The sequence below is a fragment of the Sphingomonas sp. genome (assembly GCF_051962185.1).
Classification (GTDB): Bacteria; Pseudomonadota; Alphaproteobacteria; order Sphingomonadales; family Sphingomonadaceae; genus Sphingomonas.
This window is the reverse complement of the sequence record NZ_JBQCCN010000220.1, coordinates 1-17,318: the sequence shown is the minus strand read 5'-3', so window position 1 is coordinate 17,318 and position 17,318 is coordinate 1. Positions and strand designations below refer to the sequence as shown.

The window sequence follows — 17,318 nt, the reverse complement described above, 5'->3', positions numbered from 1 at the left end:
GCCTGACTGCCTGGCTGACCCCGCTCAAGGGCGAAGGCGTGGTCGATGGCGTCGCCTGGCGCGCAGGCGAATGCGTCACCGTCACCGGCACCGCCCATGTCTCCGCCCAACCCGGCAGCGACATCCTCTTCGCCTATCCCGCCACCAAGCGAATTTGAACCGCTTTCAGGCCGACCCGCCGGCCGCTTCCCCCCGAGCGAGAAAGTCCGCGAAGGAGATCGCGCGCAGCATCTGGTGACGGTAGCGACGGTCGACGCCGGGGTCGCTCCAGTCGAGGTCGTCCCAACGCAGCGCCCAGTCGCGCAGCCGCGCTACGTCCAGCAGCGCGGCCACGCCCGGCGACCGATCGAGCTCGTCGACCTTGTCGAGTAGTCCCTCGCGACTCAGCCCGAGATGCCAATCGGCAGCCTGCAGCCCGCGCAGGCTCGGCGTCAGCACCGCCGCGGGCAGCCGGTCGGTCAGGCCCAGCCGCACCAGTGCCGCCGGCATGCCGCGATGGAGCAACAGGCCGTCGGGCAACGACAGGCAGAATTCGACGAAACGGCGATCGGCGGTCGGATCGCGCTCGTCGATTCGCCATGCCGCAAGGATGCCCTTGCGGCGACAGGCTTGGTCGGGCCGCTCCATCGCCGCGATCCGCCCTGCGATGGTGCCGCGCGGATCCACGTCGCCGATGCGATCGCCGTGCGCGTCCAGTCCCGCGCGACGCCCCTCCAGCAGCGGACCCGGCGACGCCTCGCTCCGAGCCCCACCGCGCCTCAGCCGGGTGGCGGCGCCGGGGCCCAGAATTTCGCCGATCAGCCGCCCGGCGCCGGCGCCGCGCCGCCGCAGCGCGATCAACTCGGCCGCCGCCCGTCTCCATCGGCCCTGGCGGATCAGGCCGTGGATGACGCCGATGCCGCGAAAGCTGAGCGTGTGGTTGCCCATCTGGCCCATCAGCATGACGCGCTGTCCCCGCGCGCGCGCCTCGTCGAAAATCGCGTCGCTCCAGGTACCGTTGCACAGATTGAGTATCGGCTGCTGATACAGGTGGAAGATGCGATCGAGCGCGTCGAACGGGGATCGGCTCCCGGCGTCGATCAGCACATGGTCGATATTGGCGTGCATCCCGGCGACCTCGGCGGCGACGGGCCCCTCGTCGAAGCGCCGGCCGGGCGGACCGATACCGTCGAACCCGGCACGGGGAACGGCGGTATAAGCGGTCAACCGGCGCCCCTGTGGCGCAATCAGGCGGGCGGCGGTAGCGGCGACCGCCGTGCTGTCGAGCCCCGAACTCATCTGCGCCCCGACCTCGCCGTCCTTCGTCCCGCGCAGCGCGCGCGCCACGGCCTGGTCGAGCTCGTCGCGCAACGCTGCGCGATAGGCCTCGACGCCGCGCAGGCGGAGCGGCGCCGGCGCGGGCGTCCAATGGCGTTCGACCCGAACGCCTTCCCGCGTCACGGCGACGAAATGTCCCATCGGAACGCTCGTTACCTCGCGAAAGCAGGTCGCGCCGGGCGGCGGCGGGATCAACTCGAGCGCATGGGCGATCACCACATCGTCGACCGTCGGCGCGAGATCGGGCAACGCGTGGAGCCCGCTGGGCATCGAGGCGAAGGCGAACCAGCCATTCTTGCGGGCATAATGCAACGGCCGGCCGCCGAGCGCGTCGCGCGCGAGCAACCAGCGTTGCCGCGCGGCATCCCACAAGGCGAAGGCATAGTGGCCGAACACACGATCGAGCCCTGCCTCCCCCCACGCCTCAAGCGCGGCGAGCAATAGCGCGGCATCGCTCATCTCCCGGGCTCTGGCCGCGTCGATTCCAAGTTCCTGCGCCAGCGTCGCGCGATCGTCGAGCCGGACATCGGCGACCAGGTGCAGCCGCTGGTCACGGCTGCGCAACGGTCCGCGATCGTGGCGATCTTCGGGCAGCGTCGCGACGAGCCGGCGCCCGATCGCGACATCATCCCCGGCCGCGGCGCTGACCGGATCGTCGCCGAACGGCCACAGCGCGGTCAGCATCCGCGCCAGGCCGTCCGCCGCCGACCGGCCATCGGGACACCAGAGGCCGGCGATGGCGCTCATCGCGTCAGGCGGGCGCCACCCGTTTGACCAGCCCCGCCGCGATCAACTCGGGCAGGACGCGGTCGATATCAGCGGCGGCCTCCTGAGGGGATACGTCGTACAGGTCGCACAAGCGTGCGACCATCGCCGCATGGGTAATGCCTTCGCGCAACTGCGGAACGAGGTGCCGCATCGCCCCACGAATCCCGAAATAGCGGCCCAATAGCACGCTGAGCCCGACGCTTTCCCCTTCCATGTCGGTCAGCAATGCGTCGTCGGCGATCACGTAAATAGCGCCTTCGCCTGGAATCCCGTCATCCCGACTCCCGTCTTGCGATGTCATGAGCGTCGAATTCCCGAAAAAAATCGGCACCTGTCGACCGATCCGGCGGGATTAGGGTCGCGGCAGGCGCGAGGCAAGCGCCATTGACCGCCATTCAACGGTCATATACTTCCCGATTCCAAGATCTTTGGGGGGATTTACATGGATCGATCTCACGACATCGAGCGGTTCGACAAGCCGGCTTTCGAGCCGTCGGAGCTGGTCGATTATGGCGATGCGCGCCTGACTGAGAGCGGCGTCAGCGGCAGCAGCGACGCGAATAACGGGTACGATTCCTGATCGTCTGCGGGATGAGATGAGGTTGGTTCCGCGGGCCGCCGGCACGGCTTTGCACGTCGCCGGCCTATCCGTCGCCCGCATCGCTGCGGACATCGCCGATCCCCCGGGTTGCGACCTCGCCTGGCGGATCGTCCGCGTCGATGCCTTGCCCTTCGATGCGGAAGTGGTTCGCCGCAACGGCGTGGTCCGTCGCGCGCCCGACGACGAGGACGATGGCGCGATCGATTACCTGTTCGGCCATGGCGACGCGGTGCGCTGCCATTTCCGCGTGCATGCCGATGGGTCGGTGACCTGCTGGGCCGCGCCGGGATTGAACGACCACGATATCGACGGCCTGTTCGGTGAGGCGATCCTGCGCGTGGTGCTGCGGCAGCGCGGGCTGCCGTCCTTCCATGCGGCCGCACTGGTCAGTCATGGCCGTGCGATCCTGATCATGGGCGACAAGGGGGCGGGCAAATCGACCCTCGCGGCGGCGCTGGCACGATGCGGTTGGGAGCCGATCGCGGACGATCTCGCGCGCGTCGAGCATCGCGGCGAATGGGCGACCTTTCCCGGGGTGCGTACCGGCAAGCTGCATGCCGACAGCGCCGTGGCGCTGGGTTTCGACCCCGAGGCGCTGGCGCCGCGCTGGACAGAGGCGCCCGCCGGCGACCGGCTTCATCGCAAATTGCTGGTGACGACGGCCGCCGCCCTCGACGCGCCGCTCGACCCCGTGCCCATCGCGGCGATCGTCTCGCTCGGGCCGCGCCGGGCCGGCGGCGCAGCGGTCGCGGCGCGATTGGCCTCGCCATTGGCGCGCGTCCGCGCGCTCGTGCGCCACGCCACCGCCGATCCGCTCGACGAACGCGGCGCGCCGCCGCAATTCATGCACGAAGCGATCGCCGGATTGGCACGATCGGTGCCGGTCTACGAGGTTTCGCTGGTCGATTCGCTCGAGCGTGCCGGGGAAGCTGCGGCGGCGGTCGGCGCGCTTGCCGATCGCATTTGCGCTCCCACGAGCCGATGACGATAGCGGAGGACGCCGGCTTGTCGCCGGCCGGATGCCTCGCGTTGTTGTGGCCGCTGTTGCCGGAGGCGCTGGTCCCGCCCGCTATCCGCGAGACGCTGGAGCGAACGGCGGCCGACCTCCCCCCGGTGCCGGCGGTCGCGCTCGAGTTCCGACTGGTCGATGATCCCACGATCGACCTGCATCAGTTGATCGAGGCGGAGCAGCGCCATCTGTTGCCCGCTTATGTTGCCGGCCGAACCGCGACATCGCCGGGCGAGGCCAGCCTCGTCGCGGTGCTGAGCGACTGGATGGAAGACGCCCGGGGCATTCCGAAACTGTTCCTCGAATGGGATCGGCCGGGCGACGGGGAGGCAACCGCGCCGGGCGTGTTCCTCGCGCTCGATCCTCCCGGGGCAACCGGCGATGCGGCGCGCCGGAAGCGCATCGTCGCGCTTGCCGAGCGGTTGAGCCCGGGGGGCTGGGGCATCGCCGCCGCGGCGATCGACCGTGTTCGTCAGGTCTTGCCCACGGGCGCCTCGATCAATTTCCTGGGTTTCATGCTCGGCCGCGACGACGCATTGAGAGTCAATATACGGCACATCCGACCCGACGATTTCGTTACCTTTCTGGCCGCCGTCGGCTGGCCGGGAGACGCGGTAGCGGCGTCGCGGCACTTCGAGATGCTGGTGCGATCATGCGACCGGGTGACGATCGCGCTCGATTTCGCGCCCGAACTGCAACCGACGCTGGGGCTGGAAGTCTTCATGGAAAGCGGACCAGCGAGCGAACCCCGTTTCGCGCGGTTGTTCGATCATTTCGAAGCGCTGGGCGTCTGCGCGCCGGAACGTCGCGCCGCGCTGGCCTTGCTCGATGCTCGCCTGCTGCCCGAGGCCGATGGCCAGGATTGGCCGGCCGCCTGGGCGATGGCGGCGGCGGTGCGGTCCGACCGGGACTTGCCCTGGCTGCGCGTACGGCTCTCGCACCTCAAATTGTCGTTCGACCGACATGGTACGCCCTCCGCCAAAGCCTATGTCGCCGTGCGCCACTTCTGGTCGCGCGGCGAAGCCCAGGCGCGCGCGCCGGTCCCGCGATCCCGCCACCAGGCGCGCACAGCGGCGCTCGAATTTCTGCTGGAGCGGCAGGGGCAGGACGATTTGTGGCGCGATTTCGCGATCGCCAACGGGGCGAGCGATCATTGGGTGACGGCATTGGTCGGATTCGTGCTGGCGAACCAGCCGGATCCGCGCGCTCGCGACGCCGCTGACCGGGCACGTCGCGCGCTGCTCAGGGGTCGGCGCGGGGGCGGCTGGGGCTATAACGCGGCCAGTCCGCCCGACGCCGACAGCACCGCCTGGGCGATCCGTTTCATCCGCGCGCTCGATCCCGCCGATCCGGCGATCGTCGTTGCGGAAGCTTTTCTGGCGGCCCATTTCCTGCCCGATGGCGGTTTGACGACTTATGCCCCGACGACCGCGATCCGGTTCGTCGGGAACGCCGTATCGCGGGACGACAGCGGCTGGCGGGGGCGTCACGACTGCGTCGCCGCCAACGCCGCCTCGGCGCTGACCGGAGCAGCCCGAGCCCGGCTGCTGGCATCGTTGCGCGGGGCCCAAGCGGCCGACGGATCCTGGCGGGCCTATTGGTGGCGCCATGATGTCTATTCCACGGCGCTGGCGATCGAGGCGCTGGCGGCGGTCGAGGCCGACGGCCTGGGCCGGGCGCTCGCCTGGATGCGCGCGCAGCGGCCCGACAATGCGTTCGATCTCGCCTGGCAAATGCTGGCGTTGCGACACGGCGGACCGGCAGACCGTGACGCGGCATCGGACCTGGCCGACCGCCTGGCCGCCGACCAGCTCGCCGACGGAAGCTGGAGCGCCGGCGCCGACATGCTGTTTCCCGATCCGGCGACACCCCACCGCGCGCCCGAAGCGACATGCTACCCCGATCTGCGGCGGACCTACACGACCGCGTCGGCGCTGCTGGCGCTCGAGGCGTGGCGATGAGCAGCGGGACGGAACGGCTTCGCGCGGCGATGGATTTCCTGCGCCAGGCCAGCGCGGCCGACGTCGCCGGCCTGCCCGCCCGCGTCGACTATGACGCGCTGGCCGAGCGCGCCGCCGCACGCGGCTTCGAGACCGACGCGGCGGCGATGGCGGAGGCGTTCCGCATCCTCGTCCGCATGCGCCTGGCGCACGGCGGTCGCGCGAGCGTCGCGCGACAAAAGACCGCCACGGGCCAACCCTGGCTCAGGCGATGATCTCGGCGAGTTGCGACGGCCGGACCTCGTGCTGCAACTGATCCATCCGGCATTGTTCCGGCGCCTTGTCGGGACGCCAGCGGACGAGCTTCGTGCCGTGCCGAAAGCGGGCGCCCGTAACCTGGTCGTACGACACCTCGACGACCAGGTCGGGGCGCAACGGTGTCCAGTCGGCCGAACGGCCGTTGCTCCAGCGGCTCGGCCCGCCCGGCGCCTTGCCGGTGAATCCGGGGCCGCCGGCGAGCTTGGCGAGCTTGGTCGTCAAGGCCGGGCGATCCTTCGCCGCGATCGCCGAGGTGAAACCGACGTGATCGAGCCGGCCTTGGTCGTCGTACAGACCGAGCAACAGCGACGCGACCTGCTGACCCGCGACGTCGTAGCGGAAGCCGCCGACCACGCAGTCGGCGGTGCGGTGTTGTTTGACCTTGAGCATCGCGCGCTCGCCGGGGCGATAGGGCTCGTCGAGCCGCTTGGCGACGATACCGTCGAGCGCGCCGCCGCTACGGCGTAACCAGGACGCCGCCGCCTTGCCGTCGCGCGACGCCGGGGACAGTCGTAACCCGGGCTCCCGCTCGCGCGCATGGAGCTTTTCCAGCGCCGCGCGACGTTCGGCGAGCGGACGCTCGATCAGCGTTTCGCCGCCGACGCCCAGGCAATCGAACAGCATGAACTGCGCTGGGGTCTCGACCGATAATTTGGCGATCCGGCTCGCCGCCGGATGGAGACGCGCCTGGAGCGCGTCGAACGCCAGCGCGCCGCCGATCGGGATCAACAGCTCGCCGTCGAGAACGAGATGGTCTTGCGCCAGCCGCTTCACCATCGCGACCACTTCCGGGAAGAAGCGCGCCAGCGACTTGCCCGATTTCGACATCAACTCGACATTGTCGCCGTCGCGAAACGCCAGGCAGCGAAAGCCGTCCCATTTGGGCTCGAACTGCCAGCCGTCGTCGTCGGGCAAGGCCGCGACCAGTTTCGCTTCCATCGGCGGGAGCCGGGCGGGATCGAGCAGATAGGCCATGCAAGGCCAAACGCGCGAGGCGGGCGGGCGGCCCATCGATCGCGTTCGGGCACGCGGGCCCTTCAGCTCATGGGCAACGCGCCGCGTCCCGCGCTACCGCATAGACGGCGGAACGACCGTCGGACCAGACCAGCTTCAGGTCGGCGGCATGGGCGCGGCCGGCGGGAAAGCCGATCGTCCAGACGCGCTGGAAAGTGCAGCGGTCGAACGCGGCGATCGCCATGTCGAAATCGACCGACTGATCGTTGCTGCTGCCCGGCGGGTGGACGATCTGCGACGGGTCGGCGTCGAACGGGACGGCGCGGGGATGCAGCGGGCGGATGAGCTGCTGCCCGGTCAGCGCCCATTGCTCGTTGGTGAAGACCCGGCGCCGCGCGATGGCGATCCCGGCGACATGCGACAGGCGCGGGTTGAACCAGGATTTGAGGCTGGGCTCGTCGACCAGCACCAGCACCGCCGACCCGGGGGGCAGCGCGTCGATCGCGCGCAACGCGACCTGCTGTCCCTGGCTGAACAGCAGGAAGGCGAGCGTCGTCGTCGCGGTGCGGATCGCGAAGAAAGCGGTTGCGAACAGCGCCAGCGTGCGGTCGAGCGCCGGATGGCCGGGCTCGACCCGGATCGCGAGGATGCCGAGCGCGGCGGCATAAGGAAGGATGCGCATGTCGACGTCGGCGCCGCCCTGGAACAGCCGTGGCAGAACGAGGAAGGCGATCAGCGACAGCAAGGCCGGGATGCCCAGCAACCCGACGAAGCGCATCCGCTTCGAACGGATCGCGCTCCACAACAGACAGGCGAGCAGGATGACGCAGACGATATCGTACGCTTTCCAGCGTTCGCGCAGGAGCGAGACCGCCCATTGCGCCTTGGCGCTCCAATGGAACCAGTCGCCGGTATCGCCGGCCAGATGGTCGCCCGCGCCCGACAGCATGATCGCGACCGGCCAGGCCATGGGCAGCGCCATCAGCGCGGCGACGAGCCCGGCGCGATACCAGCTTTCGCCCGCGCTCATCCTGCGCCGCCATTCCGCCCCGCCGACGAACAGCCCGAGCATCGCCCAGCCGAAGCTGTGGCAGACCCAGACCAGCCCCGCATAGGGAATGAAGACCAGCACGCGGACATAGGCCGGCCGCGTCCGCGCCAGCCGCAGCCAGAGCGCGAGGCCGGCCATGGCGAGCGCCGCGGAGAGGCAGAAATTGACGAAGCCGAGCTGGAACGGAAAGCTATAGGCGAGCGGCAAGGCGAAAGCCGCGCTGGCCGGCAACCGACCGTGCGCTTCGCGCGCCAGCCATAGCATCGCCGCGACGGTCGCGACCGGGATCAGCGCGATGACCAGCCGCGCGGCGGGCTCGACGTCGAGCAACGGATGCAGCGCCACGACCAGCAGGTCGACGCCGAGATTGCCGATCAATCCCCAATGGACCGCATAATGCTGCGCCAGCGGCGCCATGCCGGCCTCGGCGAGGATGCGATAGCGCCCGATATGGCCGGGCGCGTCGGTCAAGGGGGCGAAAGGCGGCCACAGCATGGGCAGGACCGCGCCGAGCAGCGCTAGCAGCACGAAAGCCCGCGTATGCCACCAGGCCGGGCCGCTCCGCTGGTCGGGACCTGTGCTCAACCCTGCTCCCCCGAAAATACCCGGCAAGTCTGGCATGCTTGCCGTGATCCGCAACCGCCCGCGACCGATACCGTGCTTCAGCACGAGGATGCGGAAGATTTGGTTAACCCGATTTTAGCGCGCGACGCCTAGCAGGATCTAAACCCGGGATTTCGGACGCCTTGCGACATTACCCACGCCAGGAATGGATCGCGTCGTTCGGACGGCCTCAGGCCGGCAATTCCGCGGCGCCGGCACGCCGGCGGACCACGATATTTGCGTTCCTGGCGATCCTGGCGGTCGCACTCGCGCTGCGGCTGGCGGCGCTGGTCCCGTTCTCGATGCACCATCCCGATGAGATCTTCCAATATCTCGAGCCCGCGCATCGGCTGGCGTTCGGCCAGGGAATCACGACCTGGGAATTCCGCTATGGCATGCGCGGCTGGCTGCTGCCGACGGTTCTGAGCTGGGCAATGGAATCGGGCAATGCCATCGCGCCTGGCGGAAACCTCTATCTGACCTTGCCGCGTCTGCTGGTGTCGCTGGCATCGCTCTCCATTCCCATCGCCGCCTTCTCGATCGGCCAGCGGCGGTCGCTGACTCACGGTCTCGTCGCAATGGCGGTGATGAGCCTGTGGTTCGAATGCATCTATTTCTCGGCACACGTGCTGAGCGAGCAGGTGTCGGTGATCCTGTTCCTGCCGGCGGCGGCGCTGATGCTGTCGGCGCGGCCGCATGTTGCCCAGCGTTATGCATTGGCGGGAATGCTGCTCGGGCTGGCCGCCGCGATCCGGTTCCAGAATGCGCCGGCGATCGCGCTGTTTGCCGCGATGACCTGCGGCCGCGGCTGGCGGGGGCGCTGGCTGCCGTTGATCGCCGGCGGCGGTGCCGGGCTCGCGCTGTCGGCGCTGGCGGATCTGGCGCAAGGCGCGACGCCGTTCGGCTGGATTCTGGCGAACGTTACCCAGAATGTCGTTCACGACCGCGCGACCGGTTACGGCACCAAGGGGCCGGCATTCTATCTCGGCGCGATCGCGCTCTACTGGCTGTGGCTGCTGCCGGTCATGCTCGCGGCGATACGGCCGGCGATCGGTCGGCACCGCGCCTTGTTCGCCACGGCGATGCTCAACATCGCCCTGCTGAGCCTGATCGGACACAAGGAATATCGCTTCATCCTGTTGTCGACGACGATCCTGGCCTTGCTCGCGGCGATCGGCTCGGTCGATCTGCTCGAAGCATGGTCTAGGCGAACCGGCCGAGCCCCGGCGCGCTGCACGGCGGCCCTGGTCCTGCTGTGGGCCCTCAGCTCGGCATCGCTCGCCGCGGGTCCGACCATGGCGCCGCGCTGGGCCGAGCATGCGCCCGAGCTCGGGCTGGTCGCCGATGCGTCGCGATTACGGAGATTGTGCGGGCTGGCGTTCGACCGGCTCAAATTCTGGCAAGTCGGCGGCTATACCTATCTTCATCGCGCAGTGCCGCTCTACCTCACCGGCCCCGCGCCCGACGACAGGATCGCGCCCGGCGACCTGCCCCGGGCTTCGCGCGCCGTCGATGCGATCATCACGCCAGCCGATACGGTCGATAGCATGCCCAAGAGCTTTGCGATCGCATCCTGCCGCGGCGGCGGCGACGCGCGCCTCTGCCTGCTCCAGCGCCCCGGCGGATGCGATCCCGCGGCGGCGGCGCGCTGGAACCTGCAGACCGCGATGCTCCGCCACGATTGGTGACCCCGACACCATTGGACGCGCGCCGCAAGGAAGCCTATCGCTCCCCCTCAACGACCTCCCCACTCACCAGGAGCATTATGTCCGCCGCCGTACCTGATGGCCTGCCGGTCAGCATCGTCGACCTGTTCACCATCGGCATCGGCCCTTCGAGCTCGCACACCGTCGGGCCGATGCGCGCCGCGCGCGCCTTCGCGGAGCGTGTCGCGACCGACGGCCGCCAACCGGGCACCGTCGGTTGCACCCTGCACGGCTCGCTGGCGCTGACCGGCCATGGCCATGCGACCGACACCGCGATCCTGCTCGGGCTGGCGGGCTGGACGCCGGAGACGGTCGATCCCGACAAGGTGCCCGCGATCCTCTCGGCCATTCGCGAGACCGGCCGGCTCGATCTGGCAGGATCGATCCCGATTCGCTTCGAGGAAGCCCGCGACCTGCGCTTCGACCGCTCGTTCCTGCCCGAGCATCCCAACGGCATGGTGTTCCGCGCCGAGTTCGCCGAGGGCGAGCCGATCGTCGCACGCTATCTGTCTGTCGGGGGCGGCGCGATCGTCGAGGCCGGGGTCGAGCCGCGCCGGGTCAACATGACCTTGCCGCACCCCTTCTCCTCGGCGGCCGAATTGCTCGCAATCGGCGAGACGGCCGACCTGTCGATCGGCGAGACGATGCGCACCAACGAAAGCGCGTGGCGATCGCCGGAGGAAACCGACGCCTTCGTCGACCGCGTCCGGGCGGCAATGACCGCCTGCATCGATCGCGGCCTGACCGGCGAAGGCGAATTGCCCGGCGGACTCAAGGTCCGGCGCCGCGCCCGCGCGATCCATCTCGGCCTCGTCACCCGCGGCCGGGCGATCCAGCCGTCCGACGTCTTCGAATGGGTCAGTCTGTGGGCGCTGGCGGTCAACGAGGAGAATGCCGCGGGCGGCCGCGTCGTGACGGCACCGACCAACGGCGCCGCCGGCGTGATCCCGGCGGTACTGCGCTATTACGAGACCTTCGTCGCCGATGCGACCGACGAGGGATCGCGGCTGCTACTCTATACTGCCGCGGCGATCGGCATTCTCTACAAGAAGCGCGCCTCGATCTCGGCGGCCGAGATGGGCTGCCAGGGTGAGGTCGGCGTCGCATGCTCGATGGCGGCGGCCGGGCTCGCCGCCGCGCTCGGCGGGACCAATGCCCAGGTCGAGAATGCGGCCGAGATCGGTATGGAGCACAATCTCGGCCTGACCTGCGACCCGGTCGGTGGGCTGGTCCAGATTCCGTGCATCGAGCGCAACACGATGGGTGCGATCAAGGCGATCAACGCCGCCTATCTCGCGCTGCGCGGCGATGGCAGCCATGTCGTCAGCCTCGACGCGGTGATCGAGACGATGCGCCAGACCGGCGAGGACATGCGCTCCAAATACAAGGAGACCAGTCTCGGCGGCCTCGCGGTCAACGTGGTGGAGTGCTAGCGCGCTGGCGGACAAAGGGAGCGCGGTCGGCGAGCGGCCTGGTCGCCGGGGTGAATTTGGACAAGCTGAAACCTGCTGGCGGAGACGGAGGGATTCGAACCCTCGATACGGTTTCCCGTATGACGCTTTAGCAAAGCGTTGGTTTCAGCCGCTCACCCACGTCTCCGGCCGCAGCAGAATGCGCGCCTATAGCGAGGGCTATCTAGGTGATCAACCGGGCTTTACGGACTCGTTCGGGCGCGGAATAGACTCGGGTCGTCGCCGCGTTCATTGCCGGGCAATCTGCCGAGGGCTTAGCCTGCGACATGTTAGAGTTGGGGTGGGGGCGATCATGCGCCGTTTATTGACTATTTTCTCGCTGGCGATGCTGACGATCGCCGCGCCGGCCGTCGCGCAGGTGACGACCATCGACCCCAACAGCGCGATCGACGGCGATCTGCAGAAGGCGCCGGCGCCGCAAACCACCCCGGCACCGCCGCCGCCAGCCGACCCCGCGGTCCCCGCCTATGACGAGGCGCCGCCGCCGCAGGACGAGACCGCCACCGCGACCCCGCCCCAGGTCCCGCCGACCACCGGTCCGACCTATGACAATGGCGATGTGCTCGACGCCGCCGAGGGCGTGTTCGGCAAGGGTGCCAAGGGCCTGGCCGGAATGATCGAGAAGATCCTGAAGAACCAAGGCCGCCCCAACGCCTATATCGCCGGGCGCGAGGCCTCGGGCGCATTCGTCGTCGGGCTGCGCTACGGCTCGGGCATCCTCAGCCACAAGGTGGCGGGCGAGCAGAAAATCTATTGGACCGGCCCGTCGATCGGCTTCGATGTCGGCGGCGACGCGACCAAGGTGTTCGTCCTGGTCTATAATCTCTACGACACCGAGGACCTCTACAAGCGCTTCCCCGGCGGCGAGGGCCGACTGTATTTCGTCGGCGGGTTCTCCGCGACCTATTTGCGGCGCGGCAATATCGTGCTGATCCCGGTCCGGCTGGGTGTCGGCTGGCGCGCGGGCGTCAACGCCGGGTACATGAAGTTCACCCACAAATCGAAGTGGATGCCGTTCTAGGCCGAACGCGGCAGCGGGCGCTTCGCCCGCTGACTCGCATTGGCCCGGCTGGCGGCGCGAGAACGCCGGCCGACGAAGCGCGGGCTTTGCCGCGCCGGGCAAGGATAGCGCACCCCAAAAAGTCCTCCCCGGAACGGGGAGGAATTTGCGCTCAGCCCACGAACCGCCAGCCCAGCGTTTCGCCCGCGTGGAACGGCACCAACCCGGCAACCCGCGCCGGCACTTCCACGCTCGCCCGTTCCAGCGTCACGGTTCCCTCATTGAGCGGCAGCCCGTAGAAACGCGGCCCGTTCTCCGACGCGAAGCCTTCGAACTTGTCGAGCGCGCCTTCCTCCTCGAACACCGCTGCATAGCTTTCGAGCGCGAACGGCGCGTTGAAGATGCCGGCGCAGCCGCAATCCATTTCCTTGCGCTCGACCGCATGCGGCGCGCTGTCGGTGCCGAGGAAGAATTTGGGGGAGCCCGACACCGCCGCCGCCCGTACCGCGAGGCGATGGCGCTCGCGCTTGATGATGGGCAAGCAATAAGCATGCGGCCGAAGACCGCCGTCGAACAGGGCATTGCGGTTGAGATGCAGGTGCTGCGGCGTGATCGTCGCGGCGACCAGCGGGCCGGCATCGGCGACGAAGCCGGCGGCCTCCGCGGTGGTGATATGCTCGAGCACGATCTTGAGCGCCGGGAAGTCGCGGACCAGGGGGATGAGGGTGCGCTCGATGAACACGGCCTCGCGATCGAAAACATCGACCGTGCGATCGGTGACCTCGCCATGGATCAGGAGCGGCATGCCGGTCCGCTGCATCGCCTCGAGCACGGGCGCGAGGGCGCGGATGTCGGTGACCCCATGCGCGGAGTTGGTGGTGGCGTGCGCGGGGTAGAGCTTGCACGCGGTGAACACGCCCTCCGCATGACCGCGCGCGATCTCCGCCGCGTCGGCATCGTCGGTCAGATAGCAGGTCATCAACGGCTCGAAGCCGCTGTCGGCTGGTAGTGCCGCGAGGATGCGATCGCGATACGCCGCGGCGGCGGCCATTGTCGTCACCGGCGGCGTCAGATTGGGCATCACGATCGCGCGGGCGAACTGCCGCGCGGTGTGCGCGGCGACCGCCTCCAACATCGCGCCGTCGCGCAGATGGACGTGCCAGTCGTCGGGGCGGCGGAGGATCAGGCGGTCGGTCATGACGCTCGCCCTACAATCGTGCGCGGCGATCCGCCAGCACGGCTTGGATTCGCGCCGGTACGCATTAGCTTGGGCGACATGAGCGATACCGGAACCACGCTGGCGGACCGCGCGCTGATCCGCCTGTCGGGCGAAGGCATGCGCGATTTCCTGCAGGGATTGGTGACGCAGGATGTGCTGACGCTCGATGCCGCGGCGCCGCGCTGGTCGGCGCTGCTGACGCCGCAGGGCAAGGCGCTGTTCGATTTCCTGTTATGGGCGGACGACGACGCCGTGCTGATCGATTGCGAGGCGGCCGAGGCCGAAGCGCTCGCGCGGCGGCTGACGATGTACCGGCTGCGTCGCCCGATCGCGATCGAGCGAGTCGCCGGTGCGGTGCATTGGGCGAAGGACAGCGCGCTCGGCGCGCCCGATCCGCGGCTCGCCGATCTCGGCAGGCGGTGGCTGGGGATGCCGGGCGCCGCGGCCGAGGGCTGGCGTGCCCATCGCCTGTCGCTCGGCGTGACCGAGGGCGTGGCCGAACTCGGCCAGGACAAGACCTTGTGGCTCGAAGCCAATGCCGCCGAGCTCAACGGCGTCAGCTTCGCCAAGGGCTGCTATGTCGGGCAGGAAAATACCGCGCGGATGCATTACCGCGCCAAGGTCAACCGGCGGCTGGTGGTCGCGCCGCTCGCACCGGCCGGCGACCGGACGCGCGCGGCCTATCCCGATCTCGGCCTGATGGTGGAATTGCGCCGAGTCGAGGCGCTGGGCGACGCGATCGTGCCCGATTGGCTGGCGACGGCGCTATCCGCGAGCTGACCGGCGCGGCGGTCTATTGCGCTCTCCCCCGCGCCCCTCCCCGGCGGAGCCCGGGACCCAGTCGCGAAGAATCATAGATGGGGATGTGGTCGTGAGGTCACGAAACTGGGCCCCGGCTTTCGCCGGCGAGGGTTCAGGCCGGAAACGACCATTTGTTCGAAGCGTCAGCGCCCGACCGACGAATAAGCGAAGCCCAGCTTGGCGACATCGTCGGGGCGATAGACGTTTCGCAGGTCGACCATCACCGGGGCGGCCATCACGCCGGCCAGACGCTTGAGGTTGAGCGCGCGGAAGATGTCCCATTCGGTCACGATCGCCACCGCGTCGGCACCGGTCGCCGCTTCATAGGCGTCCTTGCAGAAGGTGATGTCGGGCATCAACGCCTTGGCCGCGTCCATCCCCTCGGGATCATAAGCGCGGACCGTCACGCCGGCGTCCTGCAGGCTCTGGACGATCGCCAGGCTAGGGGCGTCGCGCATGTCGTCGGTATTGGGTTTGAAGGTCAGCCCGAGCACCGCGACGGTCTTGCCGCGCGGCTCGTCGCCGAGCGCGTGGAGCACCTTGCGGCCCATCGCGCGCTTGCGGCTGTCGTTGACCTTCACCACCGCCTCGACGATGTGGACCGGGCTCTCATGGTCCTCGGCGGTCTTGAGCAGCGCCAGCGTATCCTTGGGAAAGCACGAGCCGCCATAGCCGGGCCCGGCATGGAGGAACTTGGCGCCGATGCGATTGTCGAGGCCGATGCCGCGCGACACGTCCTGAACATTGGCGCCGACCGCTTCGCACAGATCGGCGATCTCGTTGATGAAGGTGATCTTGGTCGCGAGGAAGGCGTTGGCGGCGTATTTGATCAGTTCCGACGTGCGCCGGCCGGTGAACAGGATCGGGCTCTCGTTGAGGTAGAGCGGGCGATAGACCTGGCGCATCACTTCGCGCGCGCGCGCGTCGTCGGTGCCGATGACGATGCGGTCGGGGCGCTTGAAATCGCCGATCGCGGCCCCTTCGCGCAGGAACTCGGGGTTGGACACCACCGCGATATCGAGGTCCGGACGCTCCTCGCGCAGGATTTCCTCGACGCGGTCGCCGGTGCCGACCGGCACGGTCGATTTGGTCACCACGACGGTCGGGCCGGTAACCGCGGCGGCGATCTCCCTGGTCGCTTCGAACACATAGGTGAGATCGGCATGGCCGTCGCCGCGGCGCGAGGGAGTGCCTACCGCGATGAAGATGGCGTCGGCGCCGGCGACCGCCGCCGCGAGATCGGTGGTGAAGGTCAGGCGCCCGGCGGCGACATTGGTCGCGACGAGCTGATCGAGCCCGGGCTCGTAGATCGGCATGCGGCCGGCGTGCAGCGCGTCGATCTTGCGCGCGTCCTTGTCGACGCAAATGACGTCGTGGCCGAAATCGGAGAAGCAGGCCCCGGACACCAGGCCGACATAGCCCGATCCGATCATCGTGATTTTCATTCCAGTCCCTCGGTGCAAGACGGCATGTCCGGCAGAGCGCCAGATCGTGATGCGCGTCCTCTATCGCAAGAGCGCGGTTTTGCCATCCCTGTGTGGGGATGGTTGGGGTGCGGGGATTCCAAGATGGGGCTTGGTCCGCTCTCCCGCGTCGCGGAGAGGGAGGGGCCCGCCGGCTCGGGCGGTGGTAAGGTGACCGTCTTCTTCTTTTTGGGAGGGAGAGCCGTCCGGAAGGAGGAAGAAGGCCCGCTTTCAAACCTGCGCCGGGTGAACATTGCCCCGCGCCCCTGGTCAGCCGCGGGCGCGATCGAGCCGACGCACCGCGAACGCGAGAGGGTATCGGTCAATTCACGGGAGACAACGCCGCGGCAAAGCCGCGTCGTCGGCCGGGTGTTATGCGCCCGCCGGCCGTGTGCGCCCCCCTGGTGGAATTAGCTGCGCTATTTCCTCCGGCGGCGCCCACGAAAAAGGGAGGCCGGCGAACCGACCTCCCCAATTCTGTCAGTCGTTGGAGACTTACTGACCCGAAGATGGGCCGTAGGTGATCTCCACGCGACGGTTCTGGACCTCGCGGACGCCATCGGCGGTCTCGACACGCGGGCGGCTCTCGCCGAACGCCTGCTCGCTGATGACCCCATCGGGGACCGAGTGCGCCACGAAGTACGCCTTCACCGCGTCGGCACGACGCTGCGACAGGCCGACGTTGTACTTGGCCGAACCCGAACGGTCCGCGTGACCGGCGAGCATGACCTGGGCATTGCCGCAGTTCGCATACTGGCTGATCGCGTTGTCGAGGATCGACGCCGCTTCCGGCGTGATATCCGACTTGTCCCACTCGAAGAACACGATGAACGGTCCCGGCGAGCAGACCGGTGCAGCAACCGGCGGCGGCGGCGGGGTGGGTTCCGGCGGCGGCGGCGGCGGGGGGGGAGGCGGCGGCGGGGGCGGCGGAGCCGGCGGTTCGCCGAAATTGTACGTGAAGCCGCCGAGGATGCTGTGCGACCGGAAGCGGCCATCCAGCGAGCGGCCGGTCACGTCGACCAGCTTCACGTTCTCGGCATTGAAGAAGCGATACTTCAGCGACGCGTCGATATGGCTGGTCAGCGGCGCGCGGATA

Annotated in this window: 15 protein-coding genes and 1 tRNA gene; 8 read left to right on the top strand and 8 right to left on the bottom strand. The window is 68.8% G+C overall.

Going from position 1 to position 17,318, the window contains the following annotated elements:
* Positions 1 to 165: 165 nt before the first annotated feature.
* Positions 166 to 2,064, bottom strand: coding sequence for an asparagine synthetase B family protein (locus tag ACTHJR_RS14100; RefSeq protein ID WP_440523869.1), 1,899 nt, complete (start codon positions 2,062 to 2,064; stop codon positions 166 to 168).
* 4 nt (positions 2,065 to 2,068) lie between these two features.
* Positions 2,069 to 2,329 (bottom strand): PqqD family peptide modification chaperone, encoded by a 261-nt coding sequence (locus ACTHJR_RS14095; RefSeq protein WP_440523868.1) that lies wholly within the window; start codon positions 2,327 to 2,329, stop codon positions 2,069 to 2,071.
* Positions 2,330 to 2,527: 198 nt separating this feature from the next.
* Between ACTHJR_RS14095 and ACTHJR_RS14090 the strand changes: the two genes are divergently transcribed.
* The 4 genes from ACTHJR_RS14090 to ACTHJR_RS14075 are packed head-to-tail and all read left to right on the top strand — an operon-like array spanning position 2,528 to position 5,910.
* Positions 2,528 to 2,665, top strand: coding sequence for a hypothetical protein (locus ACTHJR_RS14090; protein ID WP_440523867.1), 138 nt, complete (start codon positions 2,528 to 2,530; stop codon positions 2,663 to 2,665).
* A gap of 16 nt (positions 2,666 to 2,681) precedes the next feature.
* Positions 2,682 to 3,671 (top strand): hypothetical protein, encoded by a 990-nt coding sequence (locus ACTHJR_RS14085; protein ID WP_440523866.1) that lies wholly within the window; start codon positions 2,682 to 2,684, stop codon positions 3,669 to 3,671.
* Entirely contained in the window at positions 3,668 to 5,656 is a 1,989-nt protein-coding gene (locus ACTHJR_RS14080) for a hypothetical protein (RefSeq protein ID WP_440523865.1), read from the top strand. The genes ACTHJR_RS14085 and ACTHJR_RS14080 overlap by 4 nt, the downstream gene beginning before the upstream one ends.
* The gene (locus ACTHJR_RS14075) at positions 5,653 to 5,910 is read left to right on the top strand and encodes a hypothetical protein (protein WP_440523864.1); all 258 of its coding nucleotides are present in this window, start codon (positions 5,653 to 5,655) and stop codon (positions 5,908 to 5,910) included. Before ACTHJR_RS14080 ends, ACTHJR_RS14075 begins: the two co-directional genes overlap by 4 nt.
* On the opposite strand, the gene ACTHJR_RS14070 is transcribed toward ACTHJR_RS14075, so the two are convergent.
* Positions 5,900 to 6,928 (bottom strand): ATP-dependent DNA ligase, encoded by a 1,029-nt coding sequence (locus tag ACTHJR_RS14070; protein WP_440523863.1) that lies wholly within the window; start codon positions 6,926 to 6,928, stop codon positions 5,900 to 5,902. The genes ACTHJR_RS14075 and ACTHJR_RS14070 overlap by 11 nt on opposite strands.
* A gap of 67 nt (positions 6,929 to 6,995) precedes the next feature.
* Entirely contained in the window at positions 6,996 to 8,543 is a 1,548-nt protein-coding gene (locus tag ACTHJR_RS14065) for a hypothetical protein (RefSeq protein WP_440523862.1), read from the bottom strand.
* 161 nt (positions 8,544 to 8,704) lie between these two features.
* Between ACTHJR_RS14065 and ACTHJR_RS14060 the strand changes: the two genes are divergently transcribed.
* Both ACTHJR_RS14060 and ACTHJR_RS14055 read left to right on the top strand, forming a co-directional pair.
* Positions 8,705 to 10,249, top strand: coding sequence for a hypothetical protein (locus ACTHJR_RS14060; protein WP_440523861.1), 1,545 nt, complete (start codon positions 8,705 to 8,707; stop codon positions 10,247 to 10,249).
* 77 nt (positions 10,250 to 10,326) lie between these two features.
* Positions 10,327 to 11,700, top strand: coding sequence for an L-serine ammonia-lyase (locus ACTHJR_RS14055; protein ID WP_440523860.1), 1,374 nt, complete (start codon positions 10,327 to 10,329; stop codon positions 11,698 to 11,700).
* A 76-nt stretch (positions 11,701 to 11,776) separates the two neighbouring features.
* On the opposite strand, the gene ACTHJR_RS14050 is transcribed toward ACTHJR_RS14055, so the two are convergent.
* Positions 11,777 to 11,866, bottom strand: a tRNA-Ser gene (locus ACTHJR_RS14050).
* A 165-nt stretch (positions 11,867 to 12,031) separates the two neighbouring features.
* On the opposite strand from ACTHJR_RS14050, the gene ACTHJR_RS14045 reads away from it, so the two are divergent.
* Positions 12,032 to 12,760 (top strand): DUF1134 domain-containing protein, encoded by a 729-nt coding sequence (locus tag ACTHJR_RS14045; protein WP_440523859.1) that lies wholly within the window; start codon positions 12,032 to 12,034, stop codon positions 12,758 to 12,760.
* A 151-nt stretch (positions 12,761 to 12,911) separates the two neighbouring features.
* Here ACTHJR_RS14045 and pyrC read toward each other — a convergent pair whose 3' ends face one another.
* A complete protein-coding gene (gene pyrC, locus ACTHJR_RS14040; RefSeq protein WP_440523858.1) occupies positions 12,912 to 13,937 on the bottom strand; it encodes a dihydroorotase in 1,026 nt (341 codons plus the stop codon).
* Positions 13,938 to 14,015: 78 nt separating this feature from the next.
* Here pyrC and ygfZ point away from each other — a divergent pair, with 78 nt between their 5' ends.
* Positions 14,016 to 14,738 (top strand): CAF17-like 4Fe-4S cluster assembly/insertion protein YgfZ, encoded by a 723-nt coding sequence (ygfZ, locus tag ACTHJR_RS14035; RefSeq protein WP_440523857.1) that lies wholly within the window; start codon positions 14,016 to 14,018, stop codon positions 14,736 to 14,738.
* Positions 14,739 to 14,902: 164 nt separating this feature from the next.
* On the opposite strand, the gene ACTHJR_RS14030 is transcribed toward ygfZ, so the two are convergent.
* Both ACTHJR_RS14030 and ACTHJR_RS14025 read right to left on the bottom strand, forming a co-directional pair.
* The gene (locus ACTHJR_RS14030) at positions 14,903 to 16,204 is read right to left on the bottom strand and encodes a UDP-glucose dehydrogenase family protein (protein WP_440523856.1); all 1,302 of its coding nucleotides are present in this window, start codon (positions 16,202 to 16,204) and stop codon (positions 14,903 to 14,905) included.
* Positions 16,205 to 16,717: 513 nt separating this feature from the next.
* A partial coding sequence (locus ACTHJR_RS14025; protein WP_440523855.1) for an OmpA family protein occupies positions 16,718 to 17,318 on the bottom strand: 601 nt, incomplete at its 5' end.